Annotated in this window: 23 protein-coding genes; 3 read left to right on the top strand and 20 right to left on the bottom strand. The window is 39.8% G+C overall.

All coding sequences use genetic code 11. The features are described from left to right. Positions 1-145: 145 nt before the first annotated feature. Positions 146-1,111, top strand: coding sequence for a diacylglycerol/lipid kinase family protein (locus ACVPPQ_RS10890; RefSeq protein ID WP_463494711.1), 966 nt, complete (start codon positions 146-148; stop codon positions 1,109-1,111). A gap of 56 nt (positions 1,112-1,167) precedes the next feature. Here the strand turns inward: ACVPPQ_RS10890 and ACVPPQ_RS10895 are convergent, their stop codons facing one another. The 15 genes from ACVPPQ_RS10895 to ACVPPQ_RS10965 form a co-directional block, all read right to left on the bottom strand. Beyond that, positions 1,168-2,379 carry a GNAT family N-acetyltransferase gene (locus ACVPPQ_RS10895; protein WP_463494713.1) on the bottom strand — a complete coding sequence of 404 codons (1,212 nt, stop codon included), beginning with the start codon at positions 2,377-2,379 and terminating at the stop codon, positions 1,168-1,170. Between the two features lie 48 nt (positions 2,380-2,427). Next, a complete protein-coding gene (recD2, locus tag ACVPPQ_RS10900) occupies positions 2,428-4,944 on the bottom strand; it encodes an SF1B family DNA helicase RecD2 (RefSeq protein ID WP_463494715.1) in 2,517 nt (838 codons plus the stop codon). 5 nt (positions 4,945-4,949) lie between these two features. Next, positions 4,950-5,609 (bottom strand): tetratricopeptide repeat protein, encoded by a 660-nt coding sequence (locus tag ACVPPQ_RS10905; RefSeq protein WP_463494717.1) that lies wholly within the window; start codon positions 5,607-5,609, stop codon positions 4,950-4,952. An 11-nt stretch (positions 5,610-5,620) separates the two neighbouring features. Continuing rightward, positions 5,621-6,280 (bottom strand): histidine phosphatase family protein, encoded by a 660-nt coding sequence (locus tag ACVPPQ_RS10910; protein ID WP_463494719.1) that lies wholly within the window; start codon positions 6,278-6,280, stop codon positions 5,621-5,623. Between the two features lie 111 nt (positions 6,281-6,391). Further along, on the bottom strand, positions 6,392-7,726 hold the full coding sequence (locus ACVPPQ_RS10915) for an FAD-dependent oxidoreductase (RefSeq protein WP_463494721.1): 1,335 nt from the start codon (positions 7,724-7,726) through the stop codon (positions 6,392-6,394). A gap of 128 nt (positions 7,727-7,854) precedes the next feature. Continuing rightward, the gene (locus ACVPPQ_RS10920) at positions 7,855-9,474 is read right to left on the bottom strand and encodes a hypothetical protein (RefSeq protein WP_463494723.1); all 1,620 of its coding nucleotides are present in this window, start codon (positions 9,472-9,474) and stop codon (positions 7,855-7,857) included. Continuing rightward, positions 9,475-10,230, bottom strand: a complete 756-nt coding sequence (locus tag ACVPPQ_RS10925) for an ABC transporter ATP-binding protein (protein ID WP_463494725.1) — start codon at positions 10,228-10,230, stop codon at positions 9,475-9,477. A 254-nt stretch (positions 10,231-10,484) separates the two neighbouring features. Continuing rightward, complete coding sequence (gene mnmA / locus ACVPPQ_RS10930) at positions 10,485-11,594, bottom strand: tRNA 2-thiouridine(34) synthase MnmA (RefSeq protein WP_463494727.1); 1,110 nt, start codon at positions 11,592-11,594, stop codon at positions 10,485-10,487. A 275-nt stretch (positions 11,595-11,869) separates the two neighbouring features. Then, complete coding sequence (locus ACVPPQ_RS10935) at positions 11,870-12,211, bottom strand: DUF1831 domain-containing protein (protein ID WP_463494729.1); 342 nt, start codon at positions 12,209-12,211, stop codon at positions 11,870-11,872. 61 nt (positions 12,212-12,272) lie between these two features. Then, positions 12,273-13,439, bottom strand: coding sequence for a cysteine desulfurase family protein (locus ACVPPQ_RS10940; RefSeq protein ID WP_463494731.1), 1,167 nt, complete (start codon positions 13,437-13,439; stop codon positions 12,273-12,275). 127 nt (positions 13,440-13,566) lie between these two features. Continuing rightward, complete coding sequence (locus ACVPPQ_RS10945) at positions 13,567-14,019, bottom strand: ASCH domain-containing protein (protein WP_463494733.1); 453 nt, start codon at positions 14,017-14,019, stop codon at positions 13,567-13,569. 117 nt (positions 14,020-14,136) lie between these two features. Then, the gene (locus ACVPPQ_RS10950) at positions 14,137-14,403 is read right to left on the bottom strand and encodes a zinc ribbon domain-containing protein (RefSeq protein ID WP_463494735.1); all 267 of its coding nucleotides are present in this window, start codon (positions 14,401-14,403) and stop codon (positions 14,137-14,139) included. A gap of 16 nt (positions 14,404-14,419) precedes the next feature. Further along, positions 14,420-15,109 carry a 5'-methylthioadenosine/adenosylhomocysteine nucleosidase gene (locus ACVPPQ_RS10955; RefSeq protein ID WP_463494737.1) on the bottom strand — a complete coding sequence of 230 codons (690 nt, stop codon included), beginning with the start codon at positions 15,107-15,109 and terminating at the stop codon, positions 14,420-14,422. Positions 15,110-15,142: 33 nt separating this feature from the next. Further along, complete coding sequence (locus ACVPPQ_RS10960; RefSeq protein ID WP_463494739.1) at positions 15,143-15,433, bottom strand: hypothetical protein; 291 nt, start codon at positions 15,431-15,433, stop codon at positions 15,143-15,145. 12 nt (positions 15,434-15,445) lie between these two features. Beyond that, positions 15,446-15,988, bottom strand: coding sequence for an NUDIX hydrolase (locus ACVPPQ_RS10965; RefSeq protein ID WP_413476170.1), 543 nt, complete (start codon positions 15,986-15,988; stop codon positions 15,446-15,448). Positions 15,989-16,172: 184 nt separating this feature from the next. Here ACVPPQ_RS10965 and ACVPPQ_RS10970 point away from each other — a divergent pair, with 184 nt between their 5' ends. Both ACVPPQ_RS10970 and ACVPPQ_RS10975 read left to right on the top strand, forming a co-directional pair. After that, on the top strand, positions 16,173-16,859 hold the full coding sequence (locus tag ACVPPQ_RS10970) for a 5-bromo-4-chloroindolyl phosphate hydrolysis family protein (RefSeq protein ID WP_025082431.1): 687 nt from the start codon (positions 16,173-16,175) through the stop codon (positions 16,857-16,859). Continuing rightward, positions 16,843-18,048: a toxic anion resistance protein gene (locus ACVPPQ_RS10975; protein ID WP_463494742.1), complete on the top strand. Its 1,206-nt coding sequence runs from the start codon at positions 16,843-16,845 to the stop codon at positions 18,046-18,048. Before ACVPPQ_RS10970 ends, ACVPPQ_RS10975 begins: the two co-directional genes overlap by 17 nt. A 196-nt stretch (positions 18,049-18,244) precedes the next feature. On the opposite strand, the gene ACVPPQ_RS10980 is transcribed toward ACVPPQ_RS10975, so the two are convergent. From ACVPPQ_RS10980 to tyrS, 5 genes are all read right to left on the bottom strand, one after another. After that, on the bottom strand, positions 18,245-19,690 hold the full coding sequence (locus ACVPPQ_RS10980) for an MFS transporter (RefSeq protein WP_463494744.1): 1,446 nt from the start codon (positions 19,688-19,690) through the stop codon (positions 18,245-18,247). A 109-nt stretch (positions 19,691-19,799) separates the two neighbouring features. Beyond that, positions 19,800-21,191 (bottom strand): Na+/H+ antiporter NhaC, encoded by a 1,392-nt coding sequence (gene nhaC, locus ACVPPQ_RS10985; protein ID WP_463494746.1) that lies wholly within the window; start codon positions 21,189-21,191, stop codon positions 19,800-19,802. Positions 21,192-21,281: 90 nt separating this feature from the next. Then, positions 21,282-22,706 (bottom strand): tyrosine-tyramine antiporter, encoded by a 1,425-nt coding sequence (gene tyrP, locus ACVPPQ_RS10990; protein ID WP_463494748.1) that lies wholly within the window; start codon positions 22,704-22,706, stop codon positions 21,282-21,284. Positions 22,707-22,784: 78 nt separating this feature from the next. Continuing rightward, positions 22,785-24,650 (bottom strand): tyrosine decarboxylase, encoded by a 1,866-nt coding sequence (gene tdc, locus ACVPPQ_RS10995; protein ID WP_463494750.1) that lies wholly within the window; start codon positions 24,648-24,650, stop codon positions 22,785-22,787. A 259-nt stretch (positions 24,651-24,909) separates the two neighbouring features. After that, positions 24,910-26,172, bottom strand: a complete 1,263-nt coding sequence (tyrS, locus tag ACVPPQ_RS11000) for a tyrosine--tRNA ligase (protein WP_463494752.1) — start codon at positions 26,170-26,172, stop codon at positions 24,910-24,912. Positions 26,173-26,183: the final 11 nt, after the last annotated feature.

Consider the following 26,183-nt stretch of genomic DNA (forward strand, 5'->3'; position numbering starts at 1 on the left):
AAGAAGACCGTTCGTTTAATATCAGGATACTAAGACCTACGTCACAACCCCTTTTTTTGAATTTTAAAAAATTTAAGTTGTCAATAACTAACTTAAACCGCTATAATAAATATCAGATTGAATTTTCTGAAAGGAGAGGTGCATTTTGGCCACTCGACCTGATTTTTACATTATTTTAAATAAAATGGCTGGTGCCGGTCAAGCCGAACAAGTTTGGCCCAAGATCGAATCCGTCCTTAACCAAAAACAAATCCCCTTTACATTGCACATATCCAATTACGCAGGCCACACCACTCAACTCGCATTTCAGTTTGCTAAGTTTAAACATACTGACCAGATTCTAATGATTATCGGTGGCGACGGTTCACTCAACCAAGCCATTAATGGATTGAAAAAAGCCAATAATACAACTATTCCCATCGCCTATCTCCCCTGCGGTTCTGGCAATGACTTTGCGCGCGGAATTGGTCTCAGCCGTGATCCATTAACTGCTTTAAACCAGGTGTTAAACACTACCGAGGCGCAATTAATTGATTTAGGAGAGTATCACGATGCGATTAAGGAAGAACAGCGTTACTTTGCCAATAACGTCGGTATCGGATTTGACGCTGCGGTTGTTAGTATGACCAACCATTCGAATAGTAAAATAATGCTGAATAAATACCATCTCGGTTCCCTAGCTTACGTCAGTTCCTTGGTCAAAGCCTTCATCCACCAGGATGATTTTGAAACCACCATCAATATTGACGGCCAAACTGAAACATTCAAACACACTTTCTTGGCTACCACGACTAACCATCCCTATTTTGGTGGTGGTGTACCGATTATGCCGGCCGCAGTCGTCAATGATCAATTACTCGATTTAGTCCTGATTGAAAAAATTAATTCGCTTTCCTTTTGTTTCTTGTTTCTAATGATGTTATTTGGCAAACACACGCGTTTTAAGGCCGTTCATCATTATCAGGCAAGTCAGATCAACATCCAAACTAAAACGCTTGAATTTGGTCAAATGGACGGTGAAGAACTCGGGAGTCGGACTTTCAACGCCCAATTCAACGTCAGTCAGCAACTTTTTTGGCTCAGCGATTTAAGCCCTAAAAATAAAGCCTAATCAAAAACACCAAGCCTCCCCGATTTTTAGGGCATGCTTGGTGTTTTTTGTGCTACTTAGAAATAATCTGAGAAATACGGTTGTTCCATTGGAATAATATTTTCAAGATTTTTTAAGGTTTTTCGATCAGCCTTCAAGCGTTCAATCTTTGCTAGATATGACGGCCGTCGGTAACTCATTAACATCGTCGTTAACGTTTGAATATCACATTCAACCGGATCGCCGACCGGCCGTTTGGTAATGTGGACTTTGCCATGGTCGTTCCAATAAACACCAAAAGTCCCATTATTCCAATCCGCTAGTGGATCGGTCAACACAAAGTGGAACGCGTGCCCGTCCGTTTCAAACGGATAGGCCTTTAGAAATTCCTGAACATCCACAATCCGCGCCATAAAATAAGGTTGAATCGTTTGTTCAATATCGCCATCATCTAACAAGAAAGAAATTGGTTCATCTTGATACAAATGGCCTTTAACGTGATCGACCATTGAATAATGGGCGCTGATAAAATTCCACAGACCAATCCGCGCTTCTTGATTGAGATAAATCATCTCTTTCACATGGAAAACTTCGTTGGCAATCCAGTACAAGACATAGCCCATCGGTTGTTCATTCTGATCATAATAAACACCGGCAATCCGTTCTTCTTCATTTTCCCAACGCCAATATTCATCCCAATTCAATTCGTTACGAATCATCGCACCGTGATTTTGATGGGCAAATCGATTATAGGTTTCAATCACATCTGGATCATCGATATCTAACCGTTCAACATGGCCGGCAACCGGTCGTTGTTTCGGCAATTGGCTATCACGAATATCGTAAGTTAGTTGATCAGACATGATTTCCCAACCCTTTTTACGGTAAAAAGGAATGTTATAGGGATAAAGATATGAAATCCATTGTTGATTAGCCCGCATCCGATCTAAACCAACCTTGATTAAATCGTGCATTAAACCGTGCCCGGCAAATTCTGGATACGTCCCGACCCCGGTTAAGCCCGCCATCTTAAATAGCTGTCCGTGAATATTGACTTCGCACGGATAAATCGCTAATTGCGAAATTAATTCATCCCCGTTAAACCAGCCAATGACGTCCGATTTTTCTAGTACCGGCCGTTTAGCCCGTTCTAATTCGCCTTCTTCATAACCACTATCAGAAACTTCCTGATCAGTCACTTGAAAAACATATCGTAATAAATCATTAAACTGTTCTAAATATTCAATTGTCACGGGTCTAATCTCTAAATTGGCTCGCTGGTCAACCATCATTTCGCCTCATTTATTTTCATTATTCAATCGTTAGTCCATTATACACTATTTGGCGACTGGCATATACGTATACGGCGTAATCCCAGTCATCCCAATCATCGGATCAATTTGATGTTGACTCAATGCGTCTGGTGTTAAGCGATAGTCAGCTGGTGCCTCTTCAACCGTCTCAACCGATAGGTCCAATTGGGTGGTCGTTTCCGCTGGCTGCTTAGATTCAATTGGGCTTTGCGCAACCGTTTTGGCTTCGGTTTGACCAACACTCGCCATTTTAATGGCTCTAGCCGGTTTTTTTCCGCCAAAGGTACTGATAATCCGTTCCTTTAGCGTTGTTTGGCGATTAGCTGATAATTCCTTAGTCGCCGTTTCAAACGCGCGCGGTTCGCCAATTAGAATCAATAACGATTTGGCCCGCGTGACTGCCGTATACAACAAATTCCGTTTCAACATTCGTTGGTACTGGCCCACTAGCGGTAAAATCACCATTTCGAATTCTGAACCCTGCGCTTTATGAATCGACGTACAATAGGCCAACGTAATCTTCGACCATTCAGTCCGTTTATACGTCACTTCGGTGCTGTCAAACGCGATGATTAATTCATCCATCTTGTCGGCACTATTCTTAGCATACGTGATCCCGGTAATTTGTCCAATTTCACCATTAAACACATTTTGTTCCGGACTATTGACCAGATGTAAAACTTTATCACCGATTCGGTAATGGACATTGCCAATCGTGACCTGTTTCTTTCGATCATCTCGTTTTGGATTCATAATTTCTTGAATCATCGGATTGAGTTGATCAATCCCAGCGGCACCCCGGTACATCGGCGCCAACACTTGAATATCGCGAGTTTCAAAGCCCCGCGCCTTGGCTTTAGTCACGACTTGTTGAATCACCGATTCAATTTGATACGGACTACACTGAATAAAGCTACGATCTTTTTGTGGTTGCACCAGATTATCGGGTAATTTACCCTGATTAATATCATGCGCCAACTGAATAATCGTTGAATCGTCATCTTGACGGTGGATCTGTTGCAGTTCGATGGCTGGAATCGCCTGACTCTGCAATAAATCAAAGAAGACCTGCCCCGCGCCAACTGAGGGTAATTGATCCTTATCGCCGACCAAAACAACTTGCATATGACTCGGGACTGCCCGAATTAGTGACCGGAATAGATAGGTATCAACCATCGACATTTCATCGATAATCAATAAGCCGCCGTCTAATTCTTTACTCGAAATATCGGGATTATTTTCCCGACCGGTAATTCCTAGTAAGCGGTGAATCGTGCTCGCCGGTAACCCCGTTGTTTCACTGATTCGTTTAGCTGCACGACCAGTCGGCGCCGCTAACAAAATCGGGAATGGTTTGTCTTTGTAATCATTGATGTCTAACGAGAAATCATTCAACGCCGCAAACAGCGTGACAATCCCGTTGATAATGGTCGTTTTCCCAGTCCCCGGTCCCCCAGTTAGTAGAAATGCCCGGTGCGTCAACGCTAATTTAATCGCTTCTTGTTGAACGTCATCATAATCAATTTTGAATTGCTTTTCTAACTGGCGAATCTCTTGGTCTAAATCGTATTTAGGATAACTGATTTTGTCCCGTTCATTTTCAATTCGCATCAGATGATCGGCAATTTGCCATTCCGCATTATATAACCCGTTCGGATAAATGCGATCATCTTCGCCAACGACTTTGCCGTCATGCGCTAACACCATTAGCTGTTCAGCGACCGCATTCGGGTCAATGGCCACATTGCGGGCTTGTTCCATCAAACGAATACTTGTCGCCAGTAATGGCTTCGCTTGCGTGTAGGTGTCGCCCGCTTGATTCGTTAGTTCATTGAGCGCCTGCATCAAAGCCCCTTGCAATCGGGCCGGTGAATCAGCTGCGAAACCCAATTTTTCGGCTAAATTATCGGCACGCTTGAACCCAACACCGGTAATATCAGCCACTAATCGATAGGGATTTTCTTGGATGACTTTTAACGTATCTTCTTGATAATTCTGATAAATCGTATAGGCCATCGAGCTCCCAAACCCGTAACTATTTAAGCCGATAATGATTTGTTCCATCCCATTATTAATCGTCAAAGTGTCGACTAAAGTCGTTTGTTTTTGCTCGTTTAAGCCTAAAGGGGCCAATACTTTCGGATCGGCTAAAATTGTATCGATGGCCTCCAACCCTAGGGTATCAACAATTTTTTCGGCCGTTTTTTGACCAATCCCCGAAAATTTCTCACCCGACAAATAAGCCACCAACCCGGCCTTCGTCGTTGGTTGGTTGACCTGATAATTATCAGCTTGAAATTGTTTACCGTACTTAGGATGCGTAATCAATTTTCCATAGAAGGTGTATTGTTCATCTTCTTTAATATCGCCAAAACTCCCAGTGACTACGATTTCAGGTTCGGGCCAGTCAATCGTTTTATGCGCCACTTTGATTAATAGGATTTTAAAGAAGTTCTCGGGACTTTCATAAAAAATACTCTGCACTGTTCCGGTTACGGTTGGTTTGCTAATTACTTCTGTCGTTGTTTCCAAAATCGCCATCCCTACTATTGATGATCTTTAGCTTGCATAAAACCTTCAATATCCATTAATTGTTGCTTATTTTTTTCAAAATAATCCGGTGCGACTTTTTTAGCTCGTTCAAAATAAGTCGCACTCGGCTGGTCTAACACGAGTTGGGTTAACCCGTATTTAAAGAGGGCCTCACCATTTTGCACATCAATTTTAAGTGCCTTTTTAAGATAACTTTGGGCTTGGTCAAAATCACCCAAACTAATTAAAATATTACCCACCAAAATATTCGTATCTAATTCCTGTGGTTGTTGTTCTTGCGCCGTTAACGCGAAAACTAATGCTCGTGGATTTTGTTCCATCTGATGATACGTTTGCGCCAACATATATTGGGCATCAACCGACTGCGAATTTTTAACCAACTCCATAAAAATGGCCTCAGCCTGTTGATACGATTCGGCTTGGTAATACAACGTGCCTAACGCGTATGAGAGCGCTGGTTGATCAGGAAACTTGGTCAATGCTTTTTGCAACAATACTTCCGCTTGTTCAAAATCTTGGAGAGTGGTCAAAAAAGTCGCTAACGTCACATAAGCTTCAATATCAGCCGGTGCTTTTTTTAAATAATCCACTAACGCTTGGACCGCTTCTTCATGTTGGCCATCTGACCATTGTTTTAAAATTGCCGCTTCCATTTAATCATCTCCTAGATTGTATCTGAAGCTGATAACGTGCGTTTCAAAAAGCACGTTTCATTCCAGTCTAATAATTGATACGAAATCCCACCATCCAACGTCTCTAAAGTCGTGACCGATGAATTAGTCAATCCGCCATCTTTACGAATGTCAGCAATCGGGGTTTTTAATAGGGCTTGAATCATCGCAACCATTGCCGCACCGTGGCTGACAATTAGAATATTATCAGCTGGTTGGGCCGCTGTGACGATGGTTTGGACCGCCGCATTCGTCCGTTGAATCACAGATGCAAAGGTTTCACCGTTAATCGTCGTTGGATCATAGTCAGCTGGGGCTTCACGAAAGGCCGCGATTTCTTGCGGAAATTGTTTAAAAACATCCGTGAATGCCATCCCTTCCATCTGTCCTAAATCAAATTCATGTAAATCGTCAACAATCGTCACCGGAAAAGGTTGTTTTAACGCTTTTTTCAACGTTTCAGACGTTACTTGCGCGCGTTTCAACGGACTCGTATATAAATGTGTGAATTGAATCGCCTTTAAATAAGCGGCTAATTCAGCTATTTCAGTATAACTTGTCGGTAATAATGGTGAATCCCCGTGAGCGCCTTGATAACGCCCCTCTAGATTCCATTCCGTCTTACCATGTCGCACAAAATATAAAGTTGTCATCGCCACTGCTCCTCAAAAATAACTTACCTTTCATTATGAAAGAGTCCTGCCATAAATTCAAGTCGCGCGGCACTAAAAAAGCGTAAGAAATTAAATTCTTACGCTTTTAATTTATTTACTTTCAGCAACAGCTTGCATGGCAATCGCGTTAACGTAATTAACGGGTTGGTCATAGTTAGGTTGGAAGAACATATCAACCATCGCTAATTGATCAATCGTCATCTTAGTTTGAATCGCCATTGATACGACGTTCGCTGCTTGCGCAATATCATATTGACTTGTAAATGACGCCCCTAAAACTTGGCGTGTTTCTGGACTCCACATCAGGTTCATTAGAACTGAAGTTGTTGAAGGCATAAAGTCAGGACGGTAATCTTGTTCGAGCGTTGTTGTCGCCACTTCAATGCCGCGGACCTTAGCCCCTTCAACCGTTAAACCAGTTCCTGAATAAGTCCGACCGAACAATTCAACGGCACTTGTTGCTTGAGTCCCCATATATTTCTCAGTTGGTGTTTCAATATTCCGACCGATCAAGAGTCCTTGGCGAACCGCATTGGTTGCCAATGGAATATAATCTGGTTTTTGAGTTGGGTTGTAGAAGACAGTTGAAGAATCCCCTGCTGCATAAACATCTTTAACGGACGTTTGCATGTATTCATCGGTGATAATGGCCCCATTGCCTAACATCTCAACTTGGCCTTTGAACAAACCAGTATTCGGTTTAAACCCGACACATAAGACGGCAATATCAGCCGTATAAGCACCTTTGTCCGTTTTAACCGTTACTTGATCAGTTCCATTAAAGCTAACCACTTTTTCATTCAAAGCTAGTGTGACACCATGATCACGGTAATCTTGTTCCACAATTCCAGAGATATTTGGATCAAAGTTTTTACCCAAAGCGTGAGGTAGTGCATCGACCAATGTCACTTCTTTACCGATTGTCGCATAGGCTTCCGCCAATTCAGCACCGATATAACCAGAACCAATCACAACGACGCTCTTAACGTCAGCCGCACTCTTCTTTAATTCATTAGCATGGTTCCAATTCTTACAAAGTTTAACCCGCGGATTATCAATCCCTTCGATTGGTGGAATCACTGGAGATGAACCCGTTGTAACGATAATCTTATCAAATTGTTCAACTGATTCATCACCAGTCACTAAATTTTTAACTTTTAAGGTTTTGTCAGCTAAATTCGTTTCTAAAACAGTATGTTGCATCTTCATGTGTGCGCCTAATTGCGCCAAAGTATCTGGTGTCGCATAAAACATTTTTTCTGGATGGGCAACATGGCCGCCGACCCATAAAGCAATCCCACATGACAAGAATGATAAGTTATCATGACTTTCGTAAACCGTGACATCCCAATCTGGATGGTTAGTCAATGTTTCCTGTGCTGCAAATGTTCCTGCGTGTGTACAACCAATTACTGCTACTTTCATGATAGAGCCTCCTATTTAGTTAAACCACTTAATGTTATTAGTTTGTGAATCATTACACATCTGTGCATAATTGTATTGTACGCTATATAGTTTCCGAATGTCAACAAAGAGGCCTTCAACAATCAATCCTATCCTTTGAACTTAAAAGTTTGGGGCGCTTTTTTCCAGATAACGATGACCCCAATGGCGACATAAATTAAACTAACAACGGAAACAATCAGACAATAAATCAGACCCGATGATTTGATTTGAAGACTCATGTAAGCCACCCAATAGAAAACGCCACTAATAATTTTGTAGGCTGGATTAACCACCGCCAAATCACTCGAAAACGGCTGTAAGATATAATACACAAACAATTCATGAAAAGACAATAAAAATGACAGGCTGACCAGTAAGAAAATTAGTAACCCAAAGAAAAGCCCACCTAAAAAGAAACCATTAACAATATTCACCAGTAAAAACATCGCCAAAATACTAACTGAGAGAATCCCATTATAATAAAAAGTCTTCCAAAAACGATAATAGAAACCTTGCAAAATTGTTTTTGGTTCACGATAAAACGGATAAAACAATAATGCCGCATCACAGTTAATAAATAATATTTGAACGATCTTTTTCCCAAAGCCTAAAAGATACATCAAAAAAAATAATACGGGTAACTGATTAATAAATATTTTTTCATTATCCGCACTTTTCGGTAAGAAATACATTAGAATCGTTAAACCCACACCACCCACGAAAATCCATAACAAGCGCCACTTTAAACTTTTATTTAAAGCCGCACGATATCGTGTGAATAAAAGTGCATTTAAATAGTGATTCCCCTTCAGCTGACTTTTTTCACCTTCTATAAATTGCAGTTCTTTTTGAATCCGTAAGCCTTCTCCAAAATAGGCATTTGTTTCACGTTTTGCTTTTTTGGATTCCGGAAATAAACCAGTCGTACGCATTAGCACTCGACTGTAACTTTCTTGATCATCATGAATCAATAATAAACTGGCCCCAACCACGAATAGTAGCAACCCTAAACAGCCCCAAAAACTAAAGAGCACTTGATACATTATTGAAAAATAATTCTGCCATAAAATCAATCCAAGCGCTGCGATGATTGCCCCATAAACAGACCCTGAGAGTACGAAACGCGGCCACTTAGCAAGCATCCGAATAAGTCGCGCCTGATAAAAGAAAAAGGCTGCAAAACCTAAATAACCTAATAATCCGACAGGTACGATCCAAAAATTGCCAAGAATAAACGCCGATACGACAAATACAGGCAGATAAAATAAACTTTCCCTTAGTGGTTCGACAAAAGTCTTCATGCAAAGCACATCTCTAGGGGCAATCTGAAAATAGTTAATAAAATCCAGTTCAGACTGATAAAATGATTGCATGAAGCCTTCGATTGCTCTCGATAACAAAGGCACAGCCCCAAACCATAAAATGAGTCCGGCAACCATTGGGCCATTGAGTCCGCTAAAATTAGTGATACTTTTAATCAGAATCATAATACCAACTCCGACGCCAATCCAAATAAATTTCAATAGTAATTTAAATAGAATCGATACGATTGCGCCAAGAATGAATAAACCGTGCTTAATGTCATAGTATTGAAAAATGGTTGCCGGAATCCGTTTCCCAATGAGCGGTATTTTGCGTATGTAATATAATAAACCGTTAATTTTACGGGTTAACTGAATTCGCTGCATGAAGCTATAAAGTTGAATGAGATGCATAAATTCTGCCATTTACTCACCTGCTTCATTTGGAACAACCGTTTTTGAAACCATTTGCTGTTTTTCAGAATTTGTTGAAAGTAAAGCGATAATTTCCTCTTCAAAATTAGCATCATGAATTCGTTCAGCTGAAATACTAGTTAATTTACCGTCGTGTAAAAGAACAATATCATCACATAAATCCTGGGCCAATTGTAAAATATGCGTCGAGAAAATAACCACTGAATTTTCTTTCTGTGCGATAATCAATTTTTTCATTTCATGGGCGGCGACGACATCAAACGACGTCAACGGTTCATCTAATAATAAAACATCGGCATGAACCATCATTGTGACTAGCATTTGTACTTTATTATGCATACCATACGAATAGTCTCTTAAAAGACGATGATGATCTTTTTCTTCAATCCCGGCCTCTAACAAATAAACACTGGGATCTTGAATGCCTTGAATGCGGGCTTGATTGACCTCGATGAAAAATTTAACAAACTCATAACCCGTTAAAAAACCTGGCAAATGCGAGGTTGCATAAACAAACCCAACGTCGGTATTTTCATAATTCTGGCGTAATACGCCATCTTCATCAAACGCAATTTGGCCGCCGTCTAACGGAATATTTCGTGAAATACAATTAAAGAGCGTGGTCTTCCCTGAACCATTACGCCCTAATAAACCATATATTTTACCTTTTTCAAACGTAAAAGAAGCGTCATCAATAATGGTTTGTTGATCGAACTTTTTAGTCACATTCGTTAAAGTTAATTTCATCTTTTCCCCCAACTGGTCATATTATTTTTTTCATTATAGCACAAGAGAATAGCGCTTTCACATTCCGTTACTATTGAGGTGTTTCCAAAACAAAAGTAACCTGCCAGACATTTTCAATCAAAAAAGAGTCCCACACCGATGAAATCTGGTGTGAGACTCTTTCTAGTACGTATTCTTATATTAACTTGAAAGGCTTTAGTCCAATTAATAACGTGCTGTTGAGTTGCTACCCGCAAACTCAACACACTACTTATTTAGATATATTGTAAAACTGTACTTTCTACTTGATTGTCGATTTGAACATTTTTGTAAGCAATATCAATCGTACCGCCACCTAGACATTCCGCACCATCGTAGAAGACAACGGCTTGACCCGGTGTAATCGCACGCACTGGTTCGTCAAAGACCACCGTTGCGGTCGTTTCAGAAGTCATGTGGACGGTCACACCAACGTCTTGTTGGCGATAACGGAACTTCGCGCTCACGTGGAAATCCGTGCCGTGATCAATTGGCGTAATCCAAGAAATATTAGCAGCATCTAACTTATCAGCATACAACAGCGGGTTGTGGTAACCTTGGCCGACATACAAAACATTTTGGGCTAAATCCTTGCCCACGACAAACCAAGGATCATTTGATTCACCACCGCCACCGATACCAAGACCGGAACGTTGGCCGATTGTATAATACATCAACCCATCATGGGTGCCTTTTTCAACACCATCTACGGTCAACATTTTACCGGGTTGTGCGGGTAAATATTCACCTAAGAATTGCTTGAAATTCCGTTCGCCGATAAAACAAATCCCCATTGAATCCTTCTTTTTAGCCGTTGCCAAACCAGCTTCTTCAGCTAAACACCGAACTTCTGATTTTTGCATATGGCCAATCGGGAACATTGCTTTTTGTAATTGATCTTGCGATAACGCACTCAAGAAATAAGTTTGATCCTTATTGCTATCGCCACCGCGCAACATGTGCGCAATCCCTTGAGCATCGCGCTCGATTTGGGCATAATGACCCATCGCAATAAAATCGGCGTCCAGTTCCATCGCGTAATCTAAGAAGGCTTTGAATTTAACCTCTTTGTTACACATGACATCCGGATTAGGCGTCCGACCATGTTTATATTCGTCTAAGAAATATTCAAACACCCGGTCCCAATATTCTTTTTCGAAGTTGACTGAATAATAAGGAATGCCAATTTTGGCCGCGACTTTCGCGACATCCTCATAATCTTCAGTCGCGGTACAGACACCATTTTCATCCGTATCGTCCCAATTTTTCATGAACACACCAATTACATCGTACCCCTGTTGCTTTAATACGAGGGCTGTAACGGATGAATCCACGCCGCCGCTCATGCCGACGACTACACGTGTATGACTGTGGTCTTCCACAATATCACCATCATTTCAAATAGATTCTAGTTTTCTACGAGTTGAAGGTCGTGAATTCCAGTAAACTCTATTATAACAATCACAGCAAAATTTTCAAATTATTACACTGACTTTTCATAAGTAAACAGTTTCAGGAAACGGACAACTTCCGCTTAACCTAAAATACCAATTATCTTAAGTTCAAGATAACTGGTATTTTTTGTTAATGCTCAATTGCTAACCGCAACTCAACACACTCATTATTTAACTAAAATGTCACGGTCAATTAGATGTTGAATAATAAAATTAAATTGTTCAACATTTGCCGCATTTTGTTCGTTTTTAAAAATATCAACCGCGTGCAACCCGTCTGGTGACGTAATTGACATTTTAAAAGTCTTTAGTTCTTTTTCAATCGTGATTTTTAGTTTAATCGCTGCATTGAACGGTGATTTAGGATCTAATGGGCGTTCCAATTGGAAATTGCCATTATTAGTGGGCACAAACCCAACATCCCGTAAGGTATACTTCTTAACGGCCGGATTTAATCGATAGGTTGTCGAATCGCCCAAAACCGTTGCTACTTCTTTTAATAAAACCATTTGAATAACCTCCATTAAATCGTTCTCAAGTTCTATTTTAGCATAAGCTAGTAAGCGCTGCCTAGTCTTTAGCGTGTTGCTTTGCTAAATTCTTCTCAACGATTTTAGTTAACGTTGCACAAAAGGCGTCGAGTTGCGCAGCCGTCGTATCCTTACCAAAACTGATTCGAACACTTTCGGCGACACGGGGACTTTCTTTCCCATACATCGCGATTAGCACGTGTGACGGTTCCAAATCACCAGCGGTACAAGCTGAGCCACCGGAAACGGCAAAACCAGCTAAATCAAGGTTCATTTGTAAGACATAAGTCGAAACGCCTTTAATCCACAAATTCAAAACGTGTTGAACGCGATCCGCACCTAAGCCACCATTGACTTCAAAAGCGACCTGGTTAGCCTTTAACGTCTCTAAAACTTGTTGCTTGAAGGCCGTATATTGAGCCTGGTGTTCAGCCTTGACCGCGGGTGTTAATAGTTCAACCGCCTTGGCGAAACCAGCGACTGCCGGAATATTTTCCGTCCCAGCGCGGCGTTTCTTTTCTTGTTCGCCCCCCAATAATAAGGATGGCAAATGAATTGCGTCATTGACGTACAAGAATCCAATCTGCTTGGGCCCGTTAATTTTATGCGCCGAGACCGATAAGAAATCAATCTGATCTGCTTGTACGTCGATGTCCAATAAACCATAGGTCTGCGTGGCATCTGTATGGAACCAAGCATTCGATTCATGTACCAATTGGCCAATTTCATGAATTGGCATATGACTGCCGACTTCATTGTTACCCATCATGATTGACACTAAGATCGTGTCTGGCGTTAAAGCCGCTTTTAGATCCGCTAAATCAATCACACCTTGTTCGTTCACTGGTAGATAAACGATGTCAAAACCTTGCGTTTCTAAATAAGCCATTGGTTTTAAAACTGAATGGTGTTCAATCGCCGTCGTTATCAGGCGTTTGCCTTCACCAGCGCGTTGCATCACGGTTTTTAAAATCGCGGTGTTATTACTTTCTGTCGCACCACTGGTCAGAATAATTTCGTTATCCTTAGCCTGAATGCTTTGCGCTAAAATATGTCGACTGTTATCTAAAACAGTATGCGCCTGACGTCCAAAATAATGCGTACTCGACGCATTCCCAAAATCGTTGACCATTTGGTCGGTCATCGTTTGAATGACCTCAGGGGCCATCGGAGTGGTTGCTGCGTTGTCTAAATAGATATGTTCCAATTTTTTCGCCTCATTTTAAAAAGTATCTTATATATCTTAGCATAGATTATTTAAAATTTGATGCTAGAACGCTTATTCCTAATCAATTAAGATAGCGCACTTCGTAATCGAGGACCAACATCGCTTTTTAAGCTTTCAACAGAATAAATTGTTCACATAAACAAGGCATCGTTGGTGAAAACAGCTGATGACTCGCTTCGTATTCCGCTTTGAAAAATGGTTCGTGAACTGAACGCCAATACGCTAACGTCCGGTTGCCTTCGCCTTCTAAATAGGCGTGTTCTTCAGTCACATCTTGATAATCAACGATGTCACACCGACTGGTTTGGGTGATTGCCACGGGTTGATCCTGTCCATCTAGAATAATGTTGTAATCGCCGACCTGCGGCACCGGTTCATCCTTGGTATAGAGTGCGATTGCGGAAGTCGTCGCCGTCTTTTGGCCGCTAACCACTAATTGGGCTAATTCGTCAGCCATGGCTGGATTATCGCCAAAAGCGTAGATTTGAACGGGTTGTTGTGTTGATAATTGTTGTTGCGTGACAAATTGTTGCCAATAATCTTGAATTGCTTTTTGCATGAGAACCCTCCACATCAGTTAGTGACTTTATTAACTAGTGTAGCGACCCACTCCTATTTATGCAATCAAAAAACGTTAAAATCAGCTTGTAACGGCTAATTTTAACGTTTTAATTATTTATTTGGCTTGCCAACGACTAACTTTTTTCAACATCATTGGATAGCTCTTAACTAAAAACCATTTTTTAAAGCGACCGGTGGTTGAATCCGCTTGGATACCGGCAATCCCTTTGGCTAACATCTGTTCAAAAGTCGCAGTCGGTTCAGTCCATTCACCGGCTTGATAACACAGCTGACAATATTGTTGCGCAGCGGTTCCGTCTTTTTGAGTGCCTTGATTGGCAGTTGTTAGTGGCATCCCACAACTTTGGCAAAATTTTTCCATCGTTGATCTCCTTAGATTAGATGTTTTTTAAGAAATTTAATAGCATAGCGGCCGACTTTTGGCCCGCTTGAATGATAAATTCGTCAAACGTAACACCGGCATCTTCATCACCAACATCACTCATCGCACGAATCACGACAAACGGCGTCTTAAATTGTGTGGCCACTTGACCGATTGCTGCGCCTTCCATTTCGCAAGAAAGGGCTTCAGGATAGATTTTTTTAATTTGGGCAATCTTATCTTGACTCGCCACAAATTGATCACCCGTCACGATTAAGCCCACTTTTGAGGGAAGGTCAACGGCAGTTGCTGCCGCTGCAATCTTTTCAACGTAATTAACGTCCGCGTCAAATTTTTGTGGTTGTTGGGGTAATTGACCTAACAGGTAACCAAACGCCGTTGCATCCGCGTCATGATACGCAACTTGATTCGAAATTACGACATCGCCGACTTTAAGGCCCGCACCAATCCCACCAGCTGAACCGGTATTAATCACTACGTCAGGTTGTTCTTCAGCCAATAAAATGGCGGTCGTCATCCCGGCTTGAACTTTACCAATCCCTGATTCGACCAATGTCACTTCATGACCATACAGATGCCCTTTATAAAAGGTATTGCCAGCAACTTCATGATTGGTGACGTCTTCTAATTTAGCGAGCAATGTCCGCATTTCTTCTTCCATTGCACAAATAACACTAATTTTCATTTTAGTTCACTCCATTTCTTAACCATTACTATTTTATAGGAAAAAAAGAATCAAGTAAACGATAATAATCAATAAAATCGTGATGATGATTGCCCAATTTAAACGTTTTTTTAAACGTTTAACCGCTGGCAAATCAACTTTTTTCCCCCGACGAGTGGTCGGTTCTTCTTCTTCTTCGGTGACGGCTTTAAAAGCGGCTTTTTGTTTTTCGCGTGAATAATCACGTTCCGTTTTGAGTCGTTCTTGATCACGTTGTTTAAACGCTTGGTCCTCAGCTTCTTTTTGTTGCCGATAAGCTTCGCGCGTCTTAGGTTCTTGTGTCATCGCTATCTACTCCTAATTCGTTTGTAGTTGCCAATAATAGAGCGCCATAATCGTTTTAGCATCGCAGATTAACCCGCTGGCAACGGCCGCTTGTGCTTCTGCCAACGTTAATTTTTCAACATTTAAAAATTCATCCGCATCAAGCGGCCGTTTATGAACTACCGGCGTTAGTTGATCGGCGTAAAACAACGTCATCAATTCGTTCGAAAAACCAGGTGATGAAAAAAACTTAGCGACGCCTTTTAAGGCGGTGGTCGTCATACCTGTTTCTTCATTTAATTCCCGCAACGCGACAGATTCAAGTTGGGTTTCACCCAAATCAATCTTACCCGCAGGAATTTCTAACGTCTCCCGTTGCATGGGCGCCCGCCATTGTCGCACAACGATTAAACGCCCGTCAGCGGTAATCGGAATGATTCCGACCGCGCCATTGTGATAGACAATTTCACGCCGCGCCGTTTGACCATTGGGCAGTTCTACTTGTTGGACCGCCAAATCAATGATTTGTCCTTTAAAAATCGATTCTTCAGATAAGACTTTTTCAGTATACGTCATTTGGATAACCACCTTGCTTGGAATGATGTCTCGTTTATTATACGCGCTTTTGGAAAACGTCGCACCCTTCTAAACTAAAGTTAACAACTAAGACGGATTTAAATATCCATCCTTAGGCGGATACTCTTTTGTGCCGATTACTGTTAGAATGAAATCAACAATATGAACGTAGGAGCTGAAGAAAATGCTTAAACAATTAAAAATATGGCTTATTAGTTTTTTAGTCTTCGTGGCCACCACATGGCTCTTTTTTGGAATATTCAACTATTTCGATATCCCGAATAACCCAATGTGGCTAGTACTTGGTACTTTGATGGCGTTTGGCTATATTTTCTTAAGTTATCGCCAATTACTTCGAAATCGCCAACCTAAGATTCAACAAAAAATTTCGGATAACATGTTAGCCCACTACCAAGCGGCTGGTATGAGCAACGAAGAGATTAATTTTTTCCGTGAAACGATGCAACTGGCTGAAGGTCAAGTCAAAGAAGTCGCTACTAATCTACAAGCACTCCCTAAATTACGCGCCATCGACTTAAACCACGACACGGTTAAAACGACCCAAGCGCTTTTTAAAGCCATCGTCAAAGAACCGCAAAAATTGCACAACGCCAGCGACTTTTTATACCGGCATCTACCCTCATTAACCGAACTGAGTCGTAAATTTATCGAAATTAGCCAACACGACGTTAAGACGGCCGATACCTATGCCGTTCTCGATAAATCCGCTGAAGCAATTGCTGCTTTAAGTCAACAAATTCAAACCGACTATACTGAATTTGTGGCCGATGATCTAGAAGATCTCGACACAGAAGTATCCGTCGCTAATCAACAATTAACTAAGGAGCAAAACGATGACCGAAACGACTAACCAACAAACGGATTTAATGGCCGATTTACTAAACGATCCATTTGATCAAAACACTCCCACCACAACGCAAGCCAATCAACCAAAAGCCAATGGTGAAGAACTCCTAGCCAAGCTATCACCTGAACAACAACAACAAGCCCAACAAATGGCGGAACAACTCGATAGCACCGATCAACAAGCCGTTTTAAACTATGGCGCTCACGCCCAGAAAAAATTAGGCGAATTTTCACAAACAATGCTCAATCAAGTTCAAAGCCAAGAAACCGGTGAAATTGGTGACGCACTGACGTCATTGATGTATCGCTTAAACGAAGCCGATCCTGATGAATTACGCGCTGAAGACCACAACGTCTTCAAGCGCATGTTTGGTAAGATTAAGAAATCAGTTTATGAAATTACCGCGAAGTACCAAAAAATTGGCGCCCAAATTGATGGGATTGCGGTTAAACTTGATAAAGAAAAAAATGCCTTGATGCGCGATAATACGACTTTAGAAACCCTATACGATAAAAATAAAGCCTATTTTGACGCCTTAAACATCTATATCGCTGCTGCGCAATTAAAGATTGAAGCCCTCGAAACAACCGAGATCCCGGTTGCGATGGCTAAAGCCGAAAATGATAACAATCAAATGATCGTCCAAGAAGTCAATGATTTAAATCAATTCAAGAATCGGTTAGAAAAACGGACTTATGATTTAGAATTAGCCCGCCAAATCACGTTACAACAAGCACCCCAAATTCGTTTAATTCAAAATACCAATCAAGCCTTGGCTGAAAAAATTCAAGCGTCAATCAATACAGCCATTCCACTTTGGAAAAACCAGGTGGCGATTGCCTTAACCCTTTTGCGTCAAAAAGACGCGGTCACTGCGCAACGCCAAGTTTCTGAAACCACTAATGATCTTTTGAAGAAAAACAGTGCCATGTTGAAGATTTCTTCAATTGAAACCGCCAAGGAAAATGAACGCGGCGTCGTCGACATTGAAACCCTTCAGAAGACGCAAAATGATTTAGTTGAAACCCTCCAAGAAACCTTGAAAATCCAACAAGAAGGTCATGAAAAACGCCAGGTCGCTGAAAAAGAATTAAACCACATGGAAAATGATTTACGCGATCACCTACTGGCCTATACACAAGGTCAAACGGATCAAATGACTCACAATAACGGTCCTAAGAACGTTAATTAAATGAATGAGAAACTAAGCTACACCAGAACTCGGTTATCAATTGAGTACCAAGTTGAAAAATCAGATTATCCCGAACCAAGGATAGTCTGATTCTTTTGATTTGGACGGATATTGATGAGTTATGGTGCGCGTCAACTAAAAATGGCCTCATCCGACTTTGGATGAGGCCATTTTTGATTTAGCTGATAACGCTATTCTAACGCGTCGCTTTAGCTTGTTGACGGTGTTTCAAGAGACGCCAACCCGTTAATGCAGTCGCCACTAAGCAAATCACTAAGGCAACCATAAAGGCATCGTGCATCCCAGCGATGAAGACGTCCGCATGTCCTGGTAAATAAGTCGTCACTTTATGACCGTATTCACGACTCATTGCTGAGAATAAAACGGTCGTGGCACATGAAATCCCGAAAATCATACCGAGGTTTCGCGCTAAGGCGTTGATTCCGCCGGCAATCCCTAAGTCTTTGACATCGACGGAACTCATAACAATCGTATTATTGGGTGCTTGGAAGATCCCATTGCCTAAACCAACGAGCCCGACGAAGAACATGAACAACCAGACTGGCGTTTGTAAGCTCATCGTCATATAACCGATTTGACTGATACAAATCAAAACTAGCCCAACAAAAGTTAATAATTCTGGACCAATTTTATCCGAAATCGTGCCGGCAATCGGTGCGGCAATCACTTGGACAATTGGGAAAATCATCAGGATATAGCCCGCGGTACTCGGTTCGAACCCACGTGCATTTTCAAGATAGAATGGTGCAATCACGTTGAAGAAGAACGTCACGATGAAAATTAGAAAAGCACATAATAAACTTAAACTGAAATCAATATTCTTAAATAAACGGAATGATAACAACGGCTTTTCAACATGGTTTTCAATCCAGACAAAGGCTGCCGCACTGATAATCGCAAGTGCGAATAACGCTAAGACACCCGGTTGAGTAAACCCAACTTGTTGACCAATGAAAACGCCTAAGAATAAGCTGACAATTAATAATGCAAAACCAGCGAATCCAAAATAATCAATCTTCTCATGGGTTTTAATAATATCTTTAGGTAAAACAAATTGACCAAAGATAATCGTTAAAATCCCTATCGGCACGTTAATCCAGAAAATATAACCCCAACTAAAGTGGGACAAGATTAAACCACCAATTCCGGGGCCAGCAATACTGCCTAACGCGACGAACGATCCGGTTAAGCCTAGTGCCCGTCCCCGTTCTTTAATCGGGAAAACTTCGGTGATAATCCCGTTATTATTGCTCATCGTCATTGACGCGCCTAGCGCTTGAATCGCCCGCGCAATCAACAGAACGGTTAAACCACTATTGAAACCACATAATAATGATCCAAAAACAAACAAGACGGTCCCAATCTTAAAGACTTTGACTTTGCCAAAAGCATCGCCAACCTTACCAAATAATAGTAATAAGGAACAGATGACAATCAGGTAGATCGAGACGATCCATTCAGATTGGTTCATCGGAATTTTTAAATCTTTACTCATCACTGGTAGCGCGATATTAACGATACTACCATCTAAAGTTGCCATGAATGTAAACAAGCCCACGGCGGTCAGAATCCACCAACGATTCTTTTGAACCTTCGGATTATCTGCGTAGCTTAATGCCATTTAGTCACTTTCTTTCATTTTAATAAAATTCAATCTTGATTATTATACGCTATTTTCAGAAAATAAAATATAGTCAATCGACTGATTGCTTATTATTAAACATAACGAACTATTTAGCTTTTTTATAATAGTGCCAACTGACTACTGTAAAACCAATTAAAATAGTCATCAACGGTTCAATATATGAATAAGTTGCAAATTTAACATATTCGAGTGGATTTATGCCTAGTGTTCCAGAAATAAAAATACCGCTAACGCCCCATGGTACCAATGAATTGACTGCTGAACCACCTGCCGATAACGTCCGACTTAAATATTTACGATCTAATCCGATTTTATCGTACGCAGATTTAAATGTTTCACCTGGTAAAATAATAGATAGATATTGTTCGCCCACCAAAAAATTAATCCCAACGGAACTAAAAATCGTCATCATAATTAACTTACCTGGCGTATTAACAAATGTTTGAATTTGATTAATTAAAGTTGTAATAACCTGAAATTTAATCAACAGTCCCCCGAGCGCTAAAGCCAAAATAATTAGTGCAGCTGAACCAAGCATGCTTTCTATCCCACCACGTGATAACAAACCATCAATTTGCTTATTACCAGTTTGTGAGACGTAGCCACTCATTAACATATCGCAAATTTCCTTTAGCGTTAGTTGTTGTACCCCTCTCAAAAGTGTCACACAAACCGATACTAACGAACTAGTTAATAGTGAAGGGATTGCTGGGATTTTAAACCACGCGAATATGAATAGTACTAATACTGGCAATATACTCCAAAATGAAATGTCAAAATTACTTTGTAAAATATGAGACATGCTTTGAATGCTTGCCATAGCCCCATCTTTAGCGCCACCCCCAACCACTAAATAAAAAATAAAAGTAATGGCTGCTGACGGTAGTGCAGTTTGTAGCATGCTTTTAATATGCTCATATAAATCAACTTTAGCTAAACCAGAAGCCAAATTAGTGGTATCTGAAAGTGGTGATAAGTTATTCCCTAAAAATGCACCTGATACAATTGCGCCCGCCGTCAACGCTGAAGAAAAGCCTAATATATGACTAATCCCCAATAGTGCAATCCCAATTGTTGAAATGGTGGTAAAAGAACTTCCGACAGTAATGCCGACAAGTGCGCATAATATAAAAGTGGTTGGCAAAAAATATTTGATTGAAATGATCTTAAATCCATAGACCATGATTGTTGGGATAGTCCCAGCAGCAATCCAAGTAGCGACTAATACCCCAATTAATAAAAAAATAATAATTGGAATGATGCCTGGTTTAATGCCTTCAACAATGCCATCATGAATTTCATCCCAAGAATAACCACGAATCTTACCGTAAAACATAAGCAATGTAAAAACCATCAATATTGGAATATGTGGTGTAATTTGAAATTTGATAATTAATATGCCTAAAATACTGAGCATTACAATCAGAATTACGATTGCCTCAACTATATTCATCGAATGCTTATTTTCTTGTGTCATTTTTAACACTCCTTTAACTAATTAATTTAATATTTAGTAACTAATCAAAAAAGACCGGTTCATTAATCTGAACCGACCTAATTTTAAAAACTACTTATTATTTTTTAAATCCGCTTGAGTATCCACTAACCATTGTTCTTTTTTGAAAGCACTAATAACAAATGGAATACCAACAAAGATAACAGAAATGATTACAACTAATACTGATTGCGAAAGCGTTGTTGTAAATAATGTTGCAAAGATGATAATTGCAATCCCTAAAATTAATGCAAGGGATACAGTCCAAACTAGACCGTTACCTTTTTTACCAATCCGATATGGACGATTAAGATTAGGTTGATCTTTACGTAATTTCAAGACTGCAACCGCAATTAATAGGTAAACAATTGCGTATAAAATAGTTGTTGCATTTGTTAATGTTAAAAAGACGCCATTAACATCTTTCATGAAACCATATAACAAGGCAAATAATGAAATTGCAACTGATTGTGTTAAAACAACATTTCTAGAAACACCGTATTGATTTTGCTTGTGAAAACCAAATTTTGATGGTAAGTAGCCATCGCGAGCAACTTGAATAATCGTCTTTGATGGGCCAGTTACCCATGCAGATAATTGCAAGAGAACCCCAATAAATACCATAAAACTAAAAATGTTAGCGATAATTGATGGTAATCCTAAAATATTACAATAAATCAAAATTGGTTGTGTAATATTTGATAATTCCATTTTCCCACTAGGCACAACATTTGAAACCAACATTGCATTGACTAAGTTTAATAAAACTAATCCGATTAATGAAATAAAAATTCCTTTTGTAAATGTTTTAGAAGGATTGTGTAAGCGTGGAATAAATACTGATGACATTTCAATCCCAACAAAAATGAATGAGATACCAGCCATATATTTCAATGAAGATAAGCCATCCTTGGCTGGAATTAATTTATCCATCGAAAAGTGTCCTAAAGTCCCACCAGGCATAATACCGTTTTTAATTAATACAGCAATACCTAATGCCGCCATAACAACGATTGGAATATAAACACCTAACCAAACGCCAAAATTACCGCCGACTTTAGCCATATCAAATTTTAAATTCAAAAGTGTAATGATCCAATAAAAAACTAAGATACAACCTAAAACAAACCAGTGATTATTTCCTAAGTCTGGATTGCCAAACGAATTACCAAGCAATGGTCCAATTGTAGAAGCAACCATTACCATGCCTGGGAACATTTGAACCCAAAGTAACCAAGCTGTCACGAAACCTAATTTACTATTTAAGGCAGTCTTAACCCAAAGTTGGGGGCCACCTTCTTCAGGCATTGACGTTCCTAATTCGCCTGCAATTAAAGCAATTGGTAGTGCAAAGAATAGTACCGCAAAGATTGAATAACTAATTTGAGCCCAGCCTGTAGCTGCTAACGTAGGGATACTACGAACAGTTGCACATAGTGCCATTGTTAATCCTATAAATGTCCCCAAAACAATTTTATTTGCTTGTTTATTTTCCATATTAAACATTCCTCCGATTTTTGTTCCATAACAAGAAAGCCGCATACGCGGCTTTCTTAAGCTAAAGAATTGTTAAAATTATTTACGGTTTTCGTAAATGGCTTCTAATTTTTCTTGCATAGCTTGTTTGATTTTAGGAGCAAAATAATCAAAGTTATCTTCTTTGTTCATATATGGTGTCATAACAGCTGCACGTAAAACTGTCACTTTACCAGCTTTTTCCCAGCCTTCTTTAGAAACCCCTAAATCATTAACGAACTTAAATGGACTGTTCCCATAATCAGGAATTGCAAAATCAGTATGTGATGTTAAATATTCATTGCCATAAATACTCCCTGTCACATATGATGCTTGATTATAGAATTCGTGGTTCAATTCATTCATTTCTTCAAGGTTAGTATTGCCTTTTTCTTGGAAGACATAATCAACCATATTGAAATCAGGATTTGTTAAAGTATGGACTTCGATTGTCTTATCGCCAACTTTAAATTCTAAATTGCCTAAGAAATTATAAAAACGATGTGCCCCTTCAATAGAAGCACCCATTAATTTACCATAACCAGTAACATTTAATGGTAACGTACGATGAGCAGCCCAAACCGCAGCAGCTGTTGCACCGGCTTTAGAACCTTCAAGAATATATGCGCCTAATAATGCTGGAATATCTGCACCTTTTTCAAATACATAAGTTGCAAAATATGAAATAACGTCACGCATACGGACATCTTGGATTGCAATACCACCAGCTGAATAAGGAATGTATCCCATCTTATGGGGATCAATCGTAACAGATTCAGCTTCTGGGAAAGCAGCATAAGCGTTATAAGTATGTTCTGAAATAAGATTTTCATCTTCAGTAAAGACGTTGTATTCAGCATACTTACTTTGTAATTCGTTGTAAGGAATTAACTTGTTATCTTCATCAAGTAAGATAGCACGACCATAACCACCATAAGCAGCATCAACATGTAAGTAATAGTAAATGCCATCTTTAGCAAGCTTGTTACGTAATTCTGCAATTTCGTTGATGCTATCAACAGCCCCTTCTTCAGTCGAGCCAACAACTCCGACAACACCAAGAACTGGGATTTCTTTACTTGCTAAGTCACGTACAAGTTTTTCTAATTCATTAATATCCATACGATAGTTAGAATCAACGGGTACTGGGATAACTTGATCCAAACCAATTCCGATAATATCAGCAGCTTTCAACCATGAATAATGTTTTGTTTGTGGTACTAACCACTTACCAAGCTTCTCAAGATTCTTCCCACTGCGAGCTGATTTAGCTTTAATTTCATCAATCTTATCGCCGTTGGCTTCAACTAAATCCATGATCTCTTTAGTTGACATATTTGACAATTCCCAATCAGATTTGCCAGCAACAATTGCGGGATCAACTTCCTTCATTGCAAATGGAAGAGACTTGATATTACGTGCATACCATAATCCTTCTAAGTTAGCTAATGAACCATCAGCAACGATGTGTCCCCAACCATTAGTGTAGCCCATTAGGGTTGCAAATTCTAAACCAACTTCCTCTTCCATTTGTGAGGTTGCAGGTGATGATTCGTACGCAACGTTATTACCATTCCATAACATCGCATAGTTATATGCTAAAATAGCTGGCATTAAGGTTTCAGAATTCATATGTCCCCAATAACGACCAGCATTGTGCCAAGGAACTGATTGTGAACGTAAACGAGCAGAAAGTTCGTCTAAAACGTCCTTCATATTATTAACCGTTCCTTGGAATTCAGGTGATGATTGTTGTTCAGCTGAAATCATAGGTTTGTCTTGTGGCATATAATTTTGACGCCACCCTAAATGTTCGTCAACTAACTTGTTTAACAAGTCCTTATAAAGTTGACCATTTTCAGCCTTATCACCGATAAATAGTGCAGATAGATCTGTCTCTTTTGCATTAAAACTATTCTTAGTCATAGCAAAAAATCCTCCTTAAAATATATATATTGTGTAACCCCATACATTAGAATACGCCCTTGTTCTGTAAATGTAAACCCAGAAATGTAGTTGACTACGTCAACTTTAAACCACAAAAAAATAGCTACTATAGAAGCAGCTATTTCTTACAATTGTATTTATTTTGGGGTTATACTAAATATATTACACTTAATTAATTATAAGCGGAGAATTACAATAGTATAAAATACAAAAGCCATCTTTAATATTTAAAACGTCTCTAGTCTGTTACACGTGCTAGGAAATAATTCTTCTTACCACGTCGAACGATGACGAACTTACCGTCAAAACTATCTACTGGATTGATATCCATATCGGTATCTTGCACGCGATCACCATTAATCGTAATCGCACCATTTGTCACATCTTCACGTGCTTGACGTTTCGACGATTCAATTTTGGCATCTACTAAGAAATCAACAATATTCTTAATTTCACTAGTAATCTCAACCGTTGGTGCTTTTTCAAAGGCTTGTTCAGCTTCAGCAACATCTAACGCTTTAATATCACCAGAGAATAATATCTCAGTAATCCGTTCAGCTTCATCAAGTGCTTCTTGACCATGAACAAAGCATGTTACTTCTTCCGCTAGACGACGTTGTGCTTCACGTTTTTCAGGTTCAGTCGCAACTTTTTGAGCTAGGTCCTTGATTTCATCTTCTTCTAAGAATGTAAAGAATTTCAAGTACTTAATCACATCGCGGTCATCCTGGTTTAGCCAGAATTGGTAGAATTCGTATGGTGAAGTCTTTTTAGCATCTAACCAGACGGCACCACCTGCCGTTTTACCAAATTTGGTACCATCAGCCTTGAGCATCAATGGAATTGTTAAACCAAATACAGGTTCATCACTACCTTCTAGCTTATGGATCATATCAATCCCAGAAGTAATATTACCCCATTGATCAGCACCACCGATTTGCAATTGAATATTATGTTCATCATGTAAATGTTTAAAATCAATTGACTGAAGAATTTGGTATGTGAATTCAGTAAATGAAATGCCGACGTCTAAACGACTCGCAACAATATCTTTGGCCAACATTGTATTGATGTTAAAGTTTTTTCCGTAATCTCTTAAAAAATCTAATAATGAAATTTTTGATAACCAATCGTAGTTATTAACAAAAGTAACGTTCGCGTCTTTACCAAATAATTTCCGCATTTGAACCGTTAAAGCTTCAACATTTTTTTGTACTTTTTCCATAGTCTGTAATTGTCGTTCAGAATTACGACCACTTGGATCACCGATACTACCAGTTCCACCACCAATTAAGATGTAAGGATGATGACCAGCCAATTGGAATCGTTTCATCATCATGAAGGGAATTAAATGCCCGATGTGTAAACTATCTCCAGTTGGATCCGCACCACAGTATAAAGAAATCTTGTTATTTTCAACCAGCTCACGTAACCCATCAGCATCTGTTTGTTGATTAATTGCATCCCGCCATGTTAATTCATCAATAATATTTTTTTTCATCAAAATTTCCT

This window comes from Latilactobacillus parafuchuensis (assembly GCF_055271665.1).

What these genes read in the sequence shown, in the direction of transcription:
- ACVPPQ_RS10895 (WP_463494713.1), bottom strand. Translation starts at nt 2,379, where the DNA reads ATGGTTGACCAGCGAGCCAATTTAGAGATTAGACCCGTGACAATTGAA.
- recD2 (WP_463494715.1), bottom strand. Translation starts at nt 4,944, where the DNA reads ATGGCGATTTTGGAAACAACGACAGAAGTAATTAGCAAACCAACCGTA.
- ACVPPQ_RS10905 (WP_463494717.1), bottom strand. Translation starts at nt 5,609, where the DNA reads ATGGAAGCGGCAATTTTAAAACAATGGTCAGATGGCCAACATGAAGAA.
- ACVPPQ_RS10910 (WP_463494719.1), bottom strand. Translation starts at nt 6,280, where the DNA reads ATGACAACTTTATATTTTGTGCGACATGGTAAGACGGAATGGAATCTA.
- ACVPPQ_RS10915 (WP_463494721.1), bottom strand. Translation starts at nt 7,726, where the DNA reads ATGAAAGTAGCAGTAATTGGTTGTACACACGCAGGAACATTTGCAGCA.
- ACVPPQ_RS10920 (WP_463494723.1), bottom strand. Translation starts at nt 9,474, where the DNA reads ATGGCAGAATTTATGCATCTCATTCAACTTTATAGCTTCATGCAGCGA.
- ACVPPQ_RS10925 (WP_463494725.1), bottom strand. Translation starts at nt 10,230, where the DNA reads ATGAAATTAACTTTAACGAATGTGACTAAAAAGTTCGATCAACAAACC.
- mnmA (WP_463494727.1), bottom strand. Translation starts at nt 11,594, where the DNA reads ATGAGCGGCGGCGTGGATTCATCCGTTACAGCCCTCGTATTAAAGCAA.
- ACVPPQ_RS10935 (WP_463494729.1), bottom strand. Translation starts at nt 12,211, where the DNA reads ATGGTTTTATTAAAAGAAGTAGCAACGGTTTTGGGCGATTCGACAACC.
- ACVPPQ_RS10945 (WP_463494733.1), bottom strand. Translation starts at nt 14,019, where the DNA reads ATGCAAAAAGCAATTCAAGATTATTGGCAACAATTTGTCACGCAACAA.
- ACVPPQ_RS10950 (WP_463494735.1), bottom strand. Translation starts at nt 14,403, where the DNA reads ATGGAAAAATTTTGCCAAAGTTGTGGGATGCCACTAACAACTGCCAAT.
- ACVPPQ_RS10955 (WP_463494737.1), bottom strand. Translation starts at nt 15,109, where the DNA reads ATGAAAATTAGTGTTATTTGTGCAATGGAAGAAGAAATGCGGACATTG.
- ACVPPQ_RS10960 (WP_463494739.1), bottom strand. Translation starts at nt 15,433, where the DNA reads ATGACACAAGAACCTAAGACGCGCGAAGCTTATCGGCAACAAAAAGAA.
- ACVPPQ_RS10965 (WP_413476170.1), bottom strand. Translation starts at nt 15,988, where the DNA reads ATGACGTATACTGAAAAAGTCTTATCTGAAGAATCGATTTTTAAAGGA.
- ACVPPQ_RS10970 (WP_025082431.1), top strand. Translation starts at nt 16,173, where the DNA reads ATGCTTAAACAATTAAAAATATGGCTTATTAGTTTTTTAGTCTTCGTG.
- ACVPPQ_RS10975 (WP_463494742.1), top strand. Translation starts at nt 16,843, where the DNA reads ATGACCGAAACGACTAACCAACAAACGGATTTAATGGCCGATTTACTA.
- ACVPPQ_RS10980 (WP_463494744.1), bottom strand. Translation starts at nt 19,690, where the DNA reads ATGGCATTAAGCTACGCAGATAATCCGAAGGTTCAAAAGAATCGTTGG.
- nhaC (WP_463494746.1), bottom strand. Translation starts at nt 21,191, where the DNA reads ATGACACAAGAAAATAAGCATTCGATGAATATAGTTGAGGCAATCGTA.
- tyrP (WP_463494748.1), bottom strand. Translation starts at nt 22,706, where the DNA reads ATGGAAAATAAACAAGCAAATAAAATTGTTTTGGGGACATTTATAGGA.
- tdc (WP_463494750.1), bottom strand. Translation starts at nt 24,650, where the DNA reads ATGACTAAGAATAGTTTTAATGCAAAAGAGACAGATCTATCTGCACTA.
- tyrS (WP_463494752.1), bottom strand. Translation starts at nt 26,172, where the DNA reads ATGAAAAAAAATATTATTGATGAATTAACATGGCGGGATGCAATTAAT.